At 63.7% G+C, this 15,053-nt stretch carries 18 protein-coding genes; 8 read left to right on the top strand and 10 right to left on the bottom strand.

Annotated features, from left to right (window positions below; translation table 11 throughout):
- Window positions 1-26: 26 nt before the first annotated feature.
- The 3 genes from AAG821_RS13745 (at window position 27) to AAG821_RS13755 (ending at window position 2,143) form a co-directional block, all read left to right on the top strand.
- Window positions 27-770 (top strand): DUF1223 domain-containing protein, encoded by a 744-nt coding sequence (locus tag AAG821_RS13745; protein ID WP_341909891.1) that lies wholly within the window; start codon window positions 27-29, stop codon window positions 768-770.
- A gap of 110 nt (window positions 771-880) precedes the next feature.
- Window positions 881-1,306 (top strand): GNAT family N-acetyltransferase, encoded by a 426-nt coding sequence (locus AAG821_RS13750; RefSeq protein WP_341909893.1) that lies wholly within the window; start codon window positions 881-883, stop codon window positions 1,304-1,306.
- A 24-nt stretch (window positions 1,307-1,330) separates the two neighbouring features.
- Window positions 1,331-2,143: a hypothetical protein gene (locus AAG821_RS13755; protein ID WP_341909895.1), complete on the top strand. Its 813-nt coding sequence runs from the start codon at window positions 1,331-1,333 to the stop codon at window positions 2,141-2,143.
- Window positions 2,144-2,146: 3 nt separating this feature from the next.
- On the opposite strand, the gene htpG is transcribed toward AAG821_RS13755, so the two are convergent.
- Genes htpG through AAG821_RS13780 form a run of 5 tightly spaced genes read right to left on the bottom strand, consistent with a single transcriptional unit; the run spans window position 2,147 to window position 8,600 of the window.
- Window positions 2,147-4,018: a molecular chaperone HtpG gene (gene htpG, locus AAG821_RS13760; protein WP_341909897.1), complete on the bottom strand. Its 1,872-nt coding sequence runs from the start codon at window positions 4,016-4,018 to the stop codon at window positions 2,147-2,149.
- A gap of 16 nt (window positions 4,019-4,034) precedes the next feature.
- A complete protein-coding gene (locus AAG821_RS13765) occupies window positions 4,035-5,180 on the bottom strand; it encodes a DUF4340 domain-containing protein (RefSeq protein ID WP_341909899.1) in 1,146 nt (381 codons plus the stop codon).
- A gap of 24 nt (window positions 5,181-5,204) precedes the next feature.
- Window positions 5,205-7,106: a Gldg family protein gene (locus tag AAG821_RS13770; protein ID WP_341909900.1), complete on the bottom strand. Its 1,902-nt coding sequence runs from the start codon at window positions 7,104-7,106 to the stop codon at window positions 5,205-5,207.
- Window positions 7,107-7,109: 3 nt separating this feature from the next.
- A complete protein-coding gene (locus tag AAG821_RS13775) occupies window positions 7,110-7,844 on the bottom strand; it encodes an ABC transporter permease subunit (protein ID WP_341894525.1) in 735 nt (244 codons plus the stop codon).
- Window positions 7,845-7,859: 15 nt separating this feature from the next.
- Window positions 7,860-8,600 carry an ABC transporter ATP-binding protein gene (locus AAG821_RS13780; RefSeq protein ID WP_341909902.1) on the bottom strand — a complete coding sequence of 247 codons (741 nt, stop codon included), beginning with the start codon at window positions 8,598-8,600 and terminating at the stop codon, window positions 7,860-7,862.
- A 172-nt stretch (window positions 8,601-8,772) separates the two neighbouring features.
- Between AAG821_RS13780 and AAG821_RS13785 the strand changes: the two genes are divergently transcribed.
- Genes AAG821_RS13785 through AAG821_RS13805 form a run of 5 tightly spaced genes read left to right on the top strand, consistent with a single transcriptional unit; the run spans window position 8,773 to window position 12,784 of the window.
- Entirely contained in the window at window positions 8,773-8,985 is a 213-nt protein-coding gene (locus AAG821_RS13785) for a DUF1289 domain-containing protein (RefSeq protein ID WP_341909904.1), read from the top strand.
- Window positions 8,985-9,935, top strand: coding sequence for an ABC transporter permease (locus AAG821_RS13790; RefSeq protein WP_341909905.1), 951 nt, complete (start codon window positions 8,985-8,987; stop codon window positions 9,933-9,935). The genes AAG821_RS13785 and AAG821_RS13790 overlap by 1 nt, the downstream gene beginning before the upstream one ends.
- Window positions 9,928-10,782, top strand: coding sequence for an ABC transporter permease (locus AAG821_RS13795; RefSeq protein ID WP_341909907.1), 855 nt, complete (start codon window positions 9,928-9,930; stop codon window positions 10,780-10,782). Before AAG821_RS13790 ends, AAG821_RS13795 begins: the two co-directional genes overlap by 8 nt.
- The gene (locus tag AAG821_RS13800) at window positions 10,782-11,786 is read left to right on the top strand and encodes an ABC transporter ATP-binding protein (protein WP_341909910.1); all 1,005 of its coding nucleotides are present in this window, start codon (window positions 10,782-10,784) and stop codon (window positions 11,784-11,786) included. Before AAG821_RS13795 ends, AAG821_RS13800 begins: the two co-directional genes overlap by 1 nt.
- Window positions 11,783-12,784 (top strand): oligopeptide/dipeptide ABC transporter ATP-binding protein, encoded by a 1,002-nt coding sequence (locus AAG821_RS13805; protein WP_341909912.1) that lies wholly within the window; start codon window positions 11,783-11,785, stop codon window positions 12,782-12,784. Before AAG821_RS13800 ends, AAG821_RS13805 begins: the two co-directional genes overlap by 4 nt.
- Here AAG821_RS13805 and AAG821_RS13810 read toward each other — a convergent pair.
- The 5 genes from AAG821_RS13810 to AAG821_RS13830 form a co-directional block, all read right to left on the bottom strand.
- A complete protein-coding gene (locus AAG821_RS13810) occupies window positions 12,774-13,115 on the bottom strand; it encodes a hypothetical protein (RefSeq protein ID WP_341909913.1) in 342 nt (113 codons plus the stop codon). The genes AAG821_RS13805 and AAG821_RS13810 overlap by 11 nt on opposite strands.
- A complete protein-coding gene (locus AAG821_RS13815; protein ID WP_341909915.1) occupies window positions 13,112-13,450 on the bottom strand; it encodes a hypothetical protein in 339 nt (112 codons plus the stop codon). The genes AAG821_RS13810 and AAG821_RS13815 overlap by 4 nt, the downstream gene beginning before the upstream one ends.
- 21 nt (window positions 13,451-13,471) lie before the next feature.
- Window positions 13,472-13,813, bottom strand: coding sequence for a hypothetical protein (locus AAG821_RS13820; protein ID WP_341909917.1), 342 nt, complete (start codon window positions 13,811-13,813; stop codon window positions 13,472-13,474).
- Window positions 13,814-13,929: 116 nt separating this feature from the next.
- On the bottom strand, window positions 13,930-14,322 hold the full coding sequence (locus tag AAG821_RS13825) for a Rap1a/Tai family immunity protein (protein WP_341909919.1): 393 nt from the start codon (window positions 14,320-14,322) through the stop codon (window positions 13,930-13,932).
- A partial coding sequence (locus AAG821_RS13830) for a molybdopterin-binding protein (RefSeq protein ID WP_341916310.1) occupies window positions 14,322-15,053 on the bottom strand: 732 nt, incomplete at its 5' end. The genes AAG821_RS13830 and AAG821_RS13825, both read right to left, overlap by 1 nt.

The raw sequence follows: 15,053 nt of genomic DNA on the forward strand, positions 1-15,053 counted from the left end.
CCATGACGATGATTTCACCATGCCGCATGCCCGCGTTGCTGCCGGCCCTTGTGCTGCTGCTGGGGCTGATGACACCGGCTTTCGCGCAGAACCAGGCGGCGCCGCAACCTGTGATACTGGAGCTGTTCACCAGCCAGGGCTGCAACTCCTGCCCGCCGGCCGATGCCCTGATGCAGGACTGGCTGAAGCAGCCCGGCGTCATCCCGATCTCGCTGCATGTCGATTACTGGGATTACCTCGGCTGGAAAGACACGCTGAGCCGCAAGGGCCACGCCGTGCGCCAGCAGGATTACGCGCGCAATTCCGGCAAGCGCGAAGTCTATACGCCGCAGGTGGTGATTAATGGCCAGTATGCCGTGGTCGGCTCCGACCGCGACGCAGTCGCCTATGCGATTGCCAAGGCGCGCAAGCAACAGCAGCAGGTGTCGATGCGTGCGGAGCGCAACAAGACAACCGGGGCATGGCAGGTGCAGGTCGGGCCGCTGCCCCACTGGCAGGGCGAGGCCAAACTGGTGCTGTGCCGGTATGATACCAAGCATGAAGTCTCCATTGAACGTGGCGAAAATAGCGGTCGCACGCTGAACTATCTCAATGTCGCCCGCGCCTGGGGTGATCTTGGCCGCTGGAAAGGCCAGAGCGCCAGCTACGACGTGCCAGACCTGAGCGGCACCGACTGGAGCCGCCAGGGCGTTGTTGTAATGCTGCAGACGCTGAGCAATGACGGCGTCGGGCCGATTATCGCGGCGGTCGATATCAAAGGCGCCCCATAGACTTTCAGCGGCCGCGTGCCCTGCAAAGGTTACAGTCCTGCCGTTGACAGTCCGGGCGTCACAGCCGAAGCTTTCCCCATGATAACAGCCCGCCTTCCCGGGATTGGCCTATGCCGGTGAGCAACCGGATCGAGCATCGCCTGCGCGCGGCAGATCGCAACGACCTGTCACGTCTGGGCGAGATCGCCCGCACCAGTCTGGCCGATGCAGCAACCCTCGATCTTGCTGCCCTGCAAAAAGAGGAAAACCTCTTTGTCGCCGAGTGGCGCACCGCTATCGATGGCTTCATGGTACTGCTGCCGTTGCAGAGCAGCCTGCTGATCAGCCGGCTGGTGGTGGCGGAAGAGGCCCGCAAACAGGGCCTGGGGGCCTGGCTGCTCGACTGCGCCGCCTTCCATGCCCGCAGTCTTGATCTGGTCGCCATCGAAATCCAGCGGCCGGAGCAGGACAAAGCCGGCATCGCCTGGCTGGCCAAACGCGGCTTCGTGCGCAATCCGCATGGCGGCAACAAGATCTATCTGAGCCGCAGTGTCTGATAAAAAAAGAGACCGGGAACACCGATGAGCGACAGCACACCCGCCCAGAATAAATCAGCCCTGCGTCCTTCCAGCACCGTGCTGATGGTGCGCGATGGCACCGCCGGTCTTGAAGTCTTCATGGTCAAACGCAACCACGCCATCGACTTTGCCTCCGGCGCCATGGTGTTTCCCGGCGGCAAGCTGGCCGAGGGCGACAGCGACCCGGTGCTGATGGGCCGCCACGCCCGGCCGGGCAATTTCGATCCGCAACTGACAGCCTTTGCCTTTGGTGCGATCCGCGAGGCCTTTGAGGAATCCGGCCTGCTGCTGGCACGCGCCAAGGGCGATGGCGCCCTGCTGCCGGCCAGCCGCATTGAGACGCTGGATCACTGGCGCGAGCCACTCAATCGCGGCGACAAGACGCTCCGTGACATGGCCGAGGCCGAAGACCTGGATTATGCACTGGATACCCTGATTCCGTTTGCGCACTGGATCACCCCCGAGGTGATGCCCAAGCGCTTTGATACCTGGTTTTTCCTGGCGCCGGCACCGGCTGACCAGATTGGCGTGCATGACGGCTCTGAATCGGTGGAGTCCGAATGGGTCGGCGCCCAGGCCGCACTGGATGACTGGGAAGCCAAGACCCGCACCATCGTGTTTGCCACCCGCATGCAGCTGGTAAAACTGGCGCGGGCGAAGACAGTGGCTGAGGCCATCGCGATCACGCGGCAGGATGCCATCGTCGACGTGATGCCGGTACTCGACAAGACATCCTTCTCCGAGCCGCATCTGCGCATCCCGGCCGCAGCCGGCTATGGCGTCACCGAAGTGCCGCTCAGCCGCGTCGGGATGTAACGCCTAGAGCGCCTTTTCCATCACGCGCGCCAGCCGCTGGGCAAACAGCAGCGGATCAGCCGGCGCCTCGCCCTCAACCAGGCGGGCCTGATCGAGCAGCAGCTGCGCCGCATCCGTCAGGGCATCCACTGCACCGGGCTGCTGTGCCCGGGCGGCCAGCGCCCGGATCAGCGGGTGGGTCGGGTTGATTTCCAGGATTCGCGCGCTGATCTGCTCCAGCTTCTGATGCTGACGCAGCAGGCGCTCCAGATGGAGATCCATGTCGCCTTCTGCCGCGCTCAGGCAGACCGCACTATCGGTCAGCCGTTTTGATTCGCGCACATCCTTCACCGCATCGCCCAGAATCTGCTTCAGTGCCGCTATCAGGGTGCCAAGCGCTGCATCATCGGGCTTGTCTTCGGACTTCTTCTCATCAGCGGTAGCCGCGATGGCGTCCAGATCGGCACCGGCCCGGCTGGCGGATTTGACCGGCTTGCCGGCAAAGTCGCGCACGACCGAGAGCCAGAAGTCGTCGACCGGATCGGTCAGCAGCAGAACCTCGACGCCCTTGGCACGGAAACCTTCCAGCTGCGGGCTGCGCTTCAGCTGATCGCGCTGGTCGCCATTGATCACGTAGATCGCCGTCTGGCCGTCTTTCATAGCGGCGATATAGTCGTCGAATGATACCCAGCCATCGCGCTGCGACGAGCGGAAGCGCGCCAGCTTGAGAATTGTCTCGCGATGCTCTGGATCTTCGTAGATGCCTTCCTTCAGCACCGCGCCAAAGGCTTCCCAGAAAGCATTGTAGGCCTCGGCATCCTTGCCGGCCTTCTTCTCCAGCTCGGCCAGCACGCGACGGGTGATCGCCTGCCTGATCCGCGCCAGCACCGGATTGTGCTGCAGCATTTCACGGCTGACATTCAGCGGCAGGTCAGCAGAATCGACCACCCCGCGCAGGAAGCGCAGCCAGGCCGGCACCAGTTCGTCGCAGCGGTCGGTGATGAAGACCCGGCGCACATAGAGCTTGAGCAGCGCCTTGCGCGCCGGATCGAACAGGTCATGCGGTCGCGATGACGGGATAAAGAGCAGCAGCGTGTAGTCCAGCTTGCCCTCGGCCCGTGCGTGCAAGGTCAGCCACGGGTCGTCGAAGGCATGCGACACATGGTGGTAGAAATTCTGATACTGCTCTTCCGTAATCTCGCTTTTCGGTCGTGCCCAGAGTGCGCTGGCGCTGTTCAGCGTTTCGCTCTTGCCCCCGTCCACATCCTGCGCCTGCAGCACCACCGGCAGGGCGATGTGGTCGGAATACGTCCTGACGATATGGCTCAGCCTGGTCGTTTCGAGGAACTCATCCTCACCTTCGCGCAGGTGCAGGATGATTGTGGTGCCGCGACCCGTCTTTTCGGCCTCACCGATGGTGAACTGGCCAGAGCCATCGGAAGCCCAGCGCCAGGCCTCTGTCTCGCCGGCCTTGCGCGAAACCACCTCCACTTTCGTCGACACCATGAAGGCGGAGTAGAAGCCAACACCGAACTGGCCGATCAGGGCCATGTCCTTGGCGGCATCGCCAGAGAGTTTGGCGGCAAATTCACCGGTGCCGGAGCGGGCGATGGTACCCAGATTGGCCACCAGTTCGTCACGACTCATTCCGATGCCGTTATCGGCAATGGTGAGCGTGCGGGCGGCCTTGTCGGGCGTCAGGATGACCTTGAGGTCCGTATCACCCGCCCACAGATCCGCTTCGGTCTGCGCCGCAAAACGCAGCTTGTCACAGGCATCAGAGGCATTGGAGATCAGCTCGCGAAGGAAGATTTCCTTCTGGCTGTAGAGCGCGTGGGTAACAATATGCAGCAGCCGGGCGACGTCCGACTGGAAGTGCATGGTCTGGTCGGTCATGGCGATGCCTCCAGAATCAGTCTTTCTTGGATTCGTCTTTCTTTTCCGGCTCGATCAGGTCTTTCAGCCGGCGGGTCAGGTCGCGCGCCGCATAGTCGTTGACCAGATAGGCCCAACCACCCATGCGTGCCGCCGCCTCTTTCACCTGCTTCTCGGCCTCCTCGGGCTTCAGCAGCTCCTTGGCCGCATCGGGTTTGGCCGAAGCGGCGTCAAAGCTGACAGAGATCGTCATCCAGAATTTCTTGTCCTGATCCGCGGCCGGAATGGTGCGCACCACCGCCTTCACGCCATCCAGCGTGACGATCTCGGCCACCGTCGCCTTGGAGAAATCGAGGTCGGCGGCCTTGGCGACATCCTCAAAGCCCAGATAAGCCAGGCCACCGGCCACCGCATTCACATCAAAGGGCGAAACCGCCTTCATGCCCTTGGGCATATCCGGCAGCACGAAATCGACCGGCGTGCCATCGGGCTTCTCCGGCCCACGGTTGACCCGCAAAAGCTCGCCATCGGGATGCTTCACCGTGGCATAGGCCACGCGGGCGCGGTCGATCTTGATCAGGTCCTTGACCAGCCACTGTGCCGGATCGGCAGGCAGTTCGAGCGTACCCTGGGCCAGCCAGGCGCGCGCCTCGTCAGGCTTGCGCACCTGCAACTGGCCAGGCTTACCGCCCGAGGGATAGCTGCGCGTCTTGCCGACGATCACGGCGGCAATCGATTTGGCATCCTTGTCGGCCAGCCGCACCAGGATCGGGCCCGGGTCGGATTTCGCCGCATCGTCCACCGGCTGGTATTGATCGGGCTCAGCAACCTGCAGCAGGTTGTAATGTGCCGGCTTGTCGCTGCGCGGCTCGATGGTCTCCAGCCCGGCGATGCCCAAAACATTCTTGCGCACTAGATCGGCACGCACCGGATAATCATGCCGGCTCGGCATGGTCCACTGGTCTGCCGTCGCGCCACGTTCGATGCGGAACATCGTCTTGACCGTGATGATCTCCAGACCGGCGACGTCATTCACTCTGGCGGTGAGCCCGGCGAACAACGGTTTAGGCGTGAAATCGGCCTGGGCCGCACGGTCGCGCGAGGCGGCCACCCACCAGCCGGCACCACCAACAATCACGGCGGCCGCCACCAGGATTGCCCAGCTTTTGTTACGCATCTGCATTGCCTTCACTCCGTACAGACAGCCTCAGCCTTCCATGGCGCGGCGGATGCGACGACGGCGCCACACGATCGCCAGGCCCACCGCCACAAGGGCGGCCAGCAGCGGCATCAGGCCGATATTGATGAACTTGACGAAAACCTGCAGGCCTTCGATGTCGCGATTCAGCTCGCGCTGCACACCGCGCAGCTCACGCCGGGTCGACAACAGGTCGTCCCGGAAGGTGGTGATGGCAGCCTCCTGCTCAGCGCTGAGCAGGGCATTGGACTGATCCTGCGCCTTGCTCTGCAGTTCGGCGAGCTGTTTCTGTGTGGTCTCCAGCTTTTGCTCCAGGGCACGCTGGCGGGCCAGGAACTGCTGCTCGGCCACGCGACGCATATTGTCGATCACCTCGAACGGGCGCTGCGACCGGCCACGGCTGCGCAGGCCGATCAGATCGCCCGAGCCCGACATGTTGTCGATGGCGTTCACCAGCAGATCGGCATTGGCCGCGATCGGCACATACATGCTCTGGCCCATCATCTGCTGGGTCCGCACCCAGAAACGGTCATCCAGCATATCGGCGTCGGCCACCAGCAGCACATTGATCGGCTTGGCACTGTCGGTCACCTGCGGGCCGGCGGTCTTTGCATCGGCCGGCGCGCCGCCCGGGAAGGCGGTCCTGGCCGAACCGCTGATACGGGCCGCCATCGTGTAGATCTCGCCCGTGGCCTTGAACTTCTCGGCCAGCACCTGCGGATTGGGATCGCCCTGCAGATCGGCGGTATCCATCAGCATGGCCTGTTTCGACGAGGTGATCAGCGGTGTCAGCGTGGTGGTGGCGCCATCCAGCTTGCGGATCGCACCCATGGAAGCCGCGTTGATCTGGGTCAGCTCGGCAGTCACCACATCATCCTGGCTCAGGCGCTCGCCCGGGATCGCCAGCCACGGGATGTAATCGGCCACCGCGGCGGCACCGGGACGGCCGGTCTGCACACGCTGCGCCATGCTGAGATCGGCAACGAACTTGCCGGCCTGCACCTCGATGCCCCAGGCCTTGAACAGCTCAGGCAACAGCGAAGACTGGTCACCGCCCGGCATCGGCTGGCCGGTCATCGGGTTGGGCATCGCCGCCATGGTTTCGGAATAGGGATCGGCGAACACGATCAGGCGGCCGCCCTTCAGCACATACTGGTCGATGGCATACTGCACCTGCGGGCTGAGATCCTTCGGATGCGCCAGGATGAGGGTCGACAGCTTGTCGTCGATCTCCTCCGGCTTGGAGGCATCCAGCATCTTCACCTGGAAGAACTGCTTGATCTGCTCGAGGATCAGATAGGGCTGCATCTGGCCGCGCATGGCCGCCATCATGCCGCCCGGACCGTATTCCAGCGGCAGGGCACCGAGGATGCCGATGGTCGGCTTGGCCGGATTGCTCAGGCCATAGATCAGCTTGGTCAGATCATATTCGAGGAACTGCTCCTTCTCCGCCTGAAAGAAGGCAATCGTCTGCTGCTGATCCAGCGTGTTGCTGCCAACTAAGCCGAAATAAAGGGAGCCGCCAGGCAGCTGCGCCCCCTGCAGGCCGGCCTGCACCGCGCGGTCTTCCGCCTCGGTGAAGGGTTCCGGGTCGATCACTTCAAGCCGGATCTTGCCGCCGGCCAGGGCGGCATAACGCTCCAGCAGCTCACGCACGCGGGTACCATACTGCTTCAGCTGCGGCGCATTGCTGGCCAGCTTGTCGGAGAAGAAGAAGCGCAGCGTAATCGGTTCCGGAATGGCCTTCAGCACATTCCGGGTGCCGTCAGACAAGGTATAGAGCCGCGCCTGGGTGAGGTCGATGCGGACATCGCGCAGACCCTGATTCACCAGGATGTTGAACCCGAGGAAAACGGCGAAAGCGGCGATCAGGCCGGTGCCGGTAAGGAGGGCTTTGCTGCCGGTTTTCATGACTTAGCCAGCCTTCTTGAAATCGACGACAACGGCATTGGCATAGAGCCAGACCGCGATAAGCGAGAGGAAGAAGACGAGATCGCGCAGATCGATCACGCCTTCGGTGATCGCATTGAAATGCGACAGGAAGCTGAAGGAAGCGATGGTGTCGGTGATCAGCGGCGGTGCCCAGCCCTGGAAGAAGCTCAGCACCATCGGCGCGCCCGAAACGGTGAAGATGAAACAGACCAGCACGCTGACCACGAAGGCGATCACCTGGTTCTTGGTCACTGCCGACAGGCAGCTGCCGATCGCCAGATAGGCGCCGGCCATCAGCAGGCTGCCGATATAGCCGGCGAGAATGACGCCATTATCGGGCGAACCGAGCCAGTTGACCGTGAGCCAGAGCGGGAAGGTCAGCGCCAGCGCGATGCCGGCAAAAGCCCAGGCGGCGAGGAACTTGCCCAGCACCGCAGCCCAGAGCGGGATCGGCAGGGTCAGCAGCAGCTCGATCGTGCCGGCCTTGCGCTCTTCTGCCCACAGCCGCATGGCGATGGCGGGCAGAAAGAAGAGATAGAGCCAGGGATGGAACAGGAAGAAGGCCTTCAGATCGGCCTGGCCGCGTTCGAAGAACTGGCCGAGATAGAATGTGAAGATTCCCGCAGTGAACAGGAACACCACAATGAAGACATAGGCCACCGGGGTGGAAAAGTAGCCGCTGAATTCGCGGCGGAGAACGGCAAGCATCGGTTTCATGGTCTTTAGTCCTGATCAGGCGGCGCGCGCTTGCGTGATTTCGCGGAAGGCAGCATCAAGCTTGCCCGGTGCGGCAAGCACAGTGCCGATACGCCAGCCGGCGTTACCCTCGGGGCGGCCCTCGGCGAGAATACGGCCGCGGGCAATGATGATGGCGCGGCTGCACACCGCTTCCACCTCTTCGAGAATATGGGTCGAGATGATGATGGCCTTGTCGCGCGCCATCGCCTGGATCAGGCCGCGCACCTCATGCTTCTGGTTCGGATCGAGGCCATCGGTCGGCTCATCCAGCACCAGCACCGGCGGATCATGCAGGATCGCCTGGGCCAGGCCGACGCGGCGCTTGTAGCCCTTCGACAGCGTGTCGATCGGCTGGTCGAGCACATCCTTGATATTGACCTGGTCGATCACCTTGTCGAGCCGCCACTGGCGGTCCTTGCCGGCCAGCTCGCGCACATCGGCGATGAAATCGAGGAACCCGCGGGCCGTCATATCGGCATAGGTCGGCGCCCCTTCCGGCAGATAGCCGATGGCACGGCGGGCAGCCAGCGGATCGGCCTCCACGTCATGGCCGCAGACCGAGATACTGCCCGCGGTGGGATTGAGGAAGCCGCACAGCATTTTCATGGTGGTGGACTTGCCGGCGCCATTGGGGCCGAGGAAACCCAGCACCTCGCCTTTGGCCACACTGAAACTGACATTGTCTACGGCGGTGAACGGTCCGAATTGCTTGACCAGATTCTTGATGTCGATCATCGTTTTAGTACGTCCCCTGCCAGACTTCGCGGCCCCCGCCGCTCGGCGCCCGCTAGATAAGAGTTTCCCTGCCCATGGTTCAAGCCCCCGGCCGGATTTTGCGGCACCGGACCGCGCTTTCCGCCAGCCCCGCCGGTTGCATCCCGGGCGGGCCGGTCGCCATATTTTGGCCATGATCGCTACCCCCGGGCGCGAGGATGCGGGACCGCCCTCGCCCTGCAACAAGGTCTGCAGCATCGACCGCCGCACCGGCTGGTGCCTGGGCTGTTTCCGCACCGGCGAGGAGATCGGCGCCTGGCCGGCTTTGGCGCCTGAGGCCAAACGCGCCCTGCTGACGCGGCTGGCCGAACGCCAACGGCAGGCTGCCACCATGTCCCGTTCCTGATGCCCGCTTTCCTGCTCAAGCGATTCGCCACCCTGATCGCCACCCTGCTGGCGACCTCGGTGATCGTGTTCCTGGTGCTGGAAATCCTGCCCGGCGACCCGGCACTGCTGGTGCTGGGCATCGACGCCACCGATGAACAACTTGCCGTGTTCCGCAATCAGTATGGCCTCGACCGGCCGGTGCTGGACCGCTATCTCGACTGGATCGCCCACCTGGCCGTGGGCGATTTCGGCATCTCCTATGCCTACAAAACACCGGTCTGGCCGCTGATCGCCGAACGGCTGCTGCTGACCTATCCGCTCGCCGCCAGTGCCATGCTGCTGACCGTGGTGCTGGCCCTTGCGCTTGGCGTCTATGCCGCCGCCCAGCATAACAAGCCGGGCGATCTGGCCATCATGGGCATCAGCCAGCTCGGCATCTCACTGCCGAACTTCTGGTTCGGCCTGCTGCTGATCCTGCTGTTCGCCGTCAATCTCGGCTGGTTTTCTGCCGGCGGCTTCCCAGGCTGGGGCGACGGCATACTGGCGGCGGCAAAAAGCCTGATCCTGCCCAGCATCTCGCTCGCCGCCGTGCAGGCCGCCATTCTCACCCGCATCACGCGCTCATCGGTCCTGGAAGTGCTGCGCGAGGATTTCGTGCGCACCGCACGAGCCAAGGGGCTCAGCCGCCAAGCCGTGCTGTGGCGCCATGTGCTGCGCAACGCACTGATCCCGGTGATCACCGTGATCGGCCTGCAGTTCGGCAACCTGCTGGCTGGCGCCATCGTGGTCGAGCAGGTTTTCTCGCTGCCCGGCCTCGGCCGCCTGATCTTCCAGGCCATCAGCAACCGGGATATCGAGGTGGTGAAAGCTGCCGTGGTCCTGCTGGCCTTTACCGTGGTGACGGTGAATTTCATCGTCGATGTTCTCTATGCCGTGATCGATCCACGGCTGAAAGGCCGCGATGTCTGACGGCCGGTCCGGTTCTTCCTTCCTGCGGCGCGCATTCCGTCATCGCAGCTTCGTGGTCGGCGCGACGCTGACTGCTTTCGTGGTTGCTATGGCACTGCTGTCGCTGATCTGGACGCCCTATGCACCAACCGCGATCAATATCCGCCGCCGCATGGCGATGCCCTCGGCCGACCACTGGCTGGGCACCGACTCCTTTGGCCGCGATGTGTTGTCGCTGATCCTGGCTGGCGCACAGAACTCCCTGACAGTTGGTGTGCTGGCTGTCGGCTGCGGGATTGTGCTGGGTAGCACGCTCGGGTTGCTGGCCGCCGCACGACGCGGCTGGATCGAAGAGCTGGTGATGCGCTTCGCCGATTTCACCTTTGCCTTTCCGGCCATCCTGTCGGCCATCATGCTGGCGGCGATCTTTGGTCCCAGCACGATGAACTCGGTGGTGGCCATCGCGATCTTCAACATTCCGGTATTTGCCCGCGTGGTACGCGGCTCGGCCAATGCGATCTGGGCTCGCGATTACATCCTCGCTGCCCGCAGCGCCGGCAAGGGCAGTACCCGCATCACCATAGAACATGTGCTGCCCAATATCCTGGCTGTGATCGTGGTACAGGCCACCATCCAGTTCGCACTGGCCATCCTGGCCGAAGCCGCGCTGTCCTATCTTGGCCTCGGCACCCAGCCGCCGACACCGAGCTGGGGCCGCATGCTGAACGAGGCGCAGGCCATGGTTTTCCGCGCGCCCTTCCTTGCCGTCTTTCCCGGCTGTGCCATCGCCATCGCCGTGCTCGGCCTCAACCTGCTGGGCGACGGGCTGCGCGACCTGACCGACCCGCGCTTGTCACGGCAACGCTGATGACGCCGGCTCCGCTGCTTTCGGTCAATGACCTGCGTGTCGCGCTGCAGACTGCGCGCGGTGCGGTAGAGGCCGTGCGCGGCCTCAGCTTCACGCTCGACAAAGGTGAAACGCTCGGCATCGTGGGGGAGTCCGGCTGCGGAAAATCACTGACCGCGCTGGCACTGATGGGCCTGCTGCCGGATGGTGCAGTGGCGTCCGGCGCGGTGCGTTATGGCGGGCATAATCTGCTGACGCTACGCGAACAGCAGCTTTGCGACCTGCGCGGCAACCGGCTGGCGATGATCTTCCAGGAGCCAATGACATCGCTCAACCCGCTGCACTGTATCGGCGACCAGATTGCCGAACCCCTGCAGCAGCACCTGAAGCTGAGCCGGCGCCAGGCCCGCGACCGTGCTGTCGACCTGCTGGACCGCGTCGGCATCCCCAACCCCCGCCAGCGGCTGGACGCCTATCCGCACCAGATGTCAGGCGGGCAGCGGCAGCGCGCCATGATCGCCATGGCGCTCGCCTGCGACCCCGACATCCTGATCGCCGACGAACCGACCACGGCGCTCGATGTTACCATCCAGGGACAGATCCTCGATCTGATTCGCCGCCTGGTGGACGACAGCGGCATGGCGCTGGTGCTGATCAGCCATGACCTGGGCGTGATCGCCGAAACCGTCGACCGCGTCCTGGTGATGTATGCCGGCCGCGCAGTGGAGGCCGGACCGGTGCGCGAGGTCTTTGCCCGTCTGGCACATCCTTATGCGCGCGGACTGTTCGCGGCCATGCCGCGCATTGCCCCCGGGCAATCCCATCCACGCGCGCCTTTGGCCACCATTGCCGGCATCGTGCCAGACCTGCATGACCTGCCGTCAGCTTGCGCCTTTGCCGAACGCTGCAGCCTGGCCGAACCACGCTGCCGCGTGGAATTCCCACCGGCTGTTAGCATCGGTCCAGACCATCGGGCAGAATGCTGGCGCACCGACCAGACCCTTGGTACGGGGACATCGCCATGACGGCTCTGGTCGAGGTTGCCGATCTTCACAAGGCCTATACGCTGCGCCGCGCCACCCCGTTTTCGCCAGCGCAGCAGGTCTTTGCCGTCAATGGCGTGTCGCTGGCCATTGAGGCAGGGCAGAGCCTGGGGATTGTCGGTGAGTCCGGCTGCGGCAAGTCGACTCTGGCTCGGCTGGTGATGGCCCTGGAAAGGCCCGACCACGGCGAGATGCGCTTTGCCGGCCGCGACCTGCATGCCCTGTCGCCGTCTGACCTGCGCGCCGCACGGCGCGACTTCCAGATGGTCTTTCAGGATCCTTATGGTTCACTCGATCCGCGCCTGACGGTCGAGCGCATCGTTGCCGAGCCGCTGGATGTGCTGGAACGGCCGAGCCGTACCGAGCGCCGCAACCGCGTGGCCGCAACGCTTGCCACCGTGGGCCTGCGGGCCGGCGACATGGAAAAATATCCGCATGAATTCTCGGGCGGGCAGCGCCAGCGTATCGCCATCGCCCGCGCCCTGATCACGCAGCCAAAGCTGATCGTCGCCGATGAAGCCGTCTCGGCGCTGGATGTCTCGGTGCAGGCGCAGGTGCTCAACCTGATGGCCGACCTGCAGCAGCGCCTGGGCATCACGTATCTGTTTATCAGCCATAACCTGGCCGTGATCGATCACCTGTGCAGCCGCGTGGCCGTGATGTATCTCGGCCGCATCGTCGAACAGGGCAGCACCGCCACGATTTTTGCCCGGCCGGCCCATCCCTATACCAGGGCGCTACTCGCCGCCTTGCCGCGCCCGGTGCCGCCGCCAGTGGGCCAGCTGCGCCGTCGCAGCCTGCTGCAGGGCAATCCGCCGAGCCCGACCGCCCTGCTGCCCGGCTGCGCCCTGGCCGCCCGCTGCTCGCATGCTGATACGCATTGCCGCACCGTGACGCCGGCGCTGCGGGCACTGGAGGACGGGCGGCTGGTCGCCTGCCATAAGGCCGAGACCATCATGGCCGACAGTATTACGGCGTAAGCACCTGCAGGCGGTAACCGCGCTCGCGCATGCAATAGTCGTGGAGCTCGCCCATGCGCGGGCCGCGCGCGAAATAGGACGGAGAACGCGTCTCGTAACCCGGCAACCAAGGGGAGCGGTTTTGCTCGAAGCCTGTGCCGGTCCAGGGCGGATACAGCGGGCGGGACGACATGCTCTCGTCATAGGCGCGATCAGATGCGATCTGCCGGCATGCCGCGTCATCTTTCTGCCGTTGGGCTGCGGAGGTATCCGCCCGCACCCATTCTGTCGGCGTCGTGGCGCAAGCCGCCAGCATCAGCAGGACAGACAAAGCGATGCCGCGGGATGTCATTTCTTGGCGATCGGCACCAGACGATAGCCGCGCTGCTGCATGCAGTATTCCGACAATTCATAGACCCGCGCACCGCGGCGGGCATAGGAAGTTGTGAGGCCGCCTCCACCACCGTCATCGCCACCGCCATCGGTGGTGAATTGCGTATCCTTGAAGGGCGGATAGATCGGCTTGGATTTATCACTCTCGTCAAAGGCCTGGTACTGGGCAAGGTCGAGGCAGGCCTTTTCGTCGCTTTGGCGTTGCGACAATGACGTGCCAGCACGCTCCCATTCCGTGGTCGGGGCACAGGCACCCGTAGCGATCAGTAGCAGGATAGCGAAATGACGCGACATGATTGCCTCCTGGGGGAAACCCTATTGCGGGATGGGCGCAAGGTGATAGCCGCGTGCGCGCAGGCAAAAATCCTGCAGGTCACTCTCGCGCTGGCTGCGCCACATGAAAGAATCGTAACTGCGATAACCATAGGACCCATAGCGATACGGCCATGAACCGTAATAACCGCCATAATAGCCGGGCGGCCCGAAAGCGCTTTCGCGGAAAGCCTGATTGCGCGCCAGGGCGGCGCACTCGCTGCTGTCTATATTGGCCTCGGCCAGTGTCACGCCGGGCTTTTGCCACCCCAACGGCGGACCACAAGCCGCCAGTGTGCCCACCAGCGCCAATACAACGAAAGAATTCAGGACCGTTCTGCCCATGGCGGTTCCAACCTCCGGCAGTATCGCATTCTAGCATGACAGCCTGCGTCGGGATTGCGGCGGAATGACGGCTGCCACTCACCTTTTCGTGTGGTCGGGTTTACTGCCCCACCGCACTAATCCCCCTGGCAGGGAAAGGCGTCGGTCAATGCCACACGCACGGCCTGAATGGCCTCCTGACCCATCTGGTCGGGGTTCTCCTTGGCCCATTCAACAAACTGCTGGCGCAGCAGGGTGGACGGCGCTTCACGCGGCGCGCAGAACCAGGTCATATCCTTGCTCTCTGCCACTGCCATCTCATACATAGCCACCGCCGCCTGCAGGTAACGCAGGCAGCCGACAAGGCGCGCACTGCCCTCAGGGCCATCGCACAGACCCTGCAGATCCTTGGCGAGGAATTTCGGCGGCGGCGCCAGGTTCCCCGTCGGATTCAGATTGGACACCGGCTGGGCAAGGGCGGCGAAGGCAAAAAGACCAGCCACCATGGCGGTCGGCAGGAGCAGGCGCATCAGACGATCTCGTTCTCGAATGGCTCGCCGCCCATGCGGCGGAAAATCGCATACATCGCATCGGCAGCCGCATCCAGCCGCACCTTGTCGGTGGAACGCAGCACGATCGCGGTGGAAGCCTTGCCGGCACGGAAAGCGGGATAAGAGCCCATATCCACATCCGGATATTCGGTCTGCAGGGCTGCTAAGTCTTCGGCTACCGCGCCCTCTGGCACGAAGGCCAGAACGGTGCGCGATAGCAGCTTGTCGCCGCCGACCAGGCTTGGCGCCACGCTCGCCACCATCGCCTCGAAGATTCGCGGCACACCAGCCATCACCATGACATTGCCGATGCGAAAACCTGGTGCGGCCGACACGGGATTGTCGATCAGGGTGGCGGTATCGGGAATGCGCGCCATGCGCAGCCGGGCGGCATTCAGCATGCCAGCCTCGTAATGCGCCTCCAGCCGACGGCGCGCCTCCGGATGCACGTCGATGCCGACGCCGAAAGCCTTTGCCATACAGTCGGCGGTGATGTCGTCATGGGTCGGACCGATGCCGCCCGATGTGAAGACATAGTCGTAAGTCCGGCTCAGCTCCTGCACCGTGGCAATGATGGTCGCCTCGATATCGGGCACCACCCGGGCTTCGCGCAGGCGAATGCCCAGCTCGGTCAGCTTGCCGGCAAGAAAATACATATTGGCGTCGCGGGTGCGGCCCGAGAGAATCTCGTTGCCGATCACCAGCATGGC

Origin of the sequence: Ferrovibrio terrae (genome assembly GCF_943372915.1) — a bacterium.
In the GTDB taxonomy this organism is placed as follows: Bacteria; Pseudomonadota; Alphaproteobacteria; order Ferrovibrionales; family Ferrovibrionaceae; genus Ferrovibrio; species Ferrovibrio terrae_A.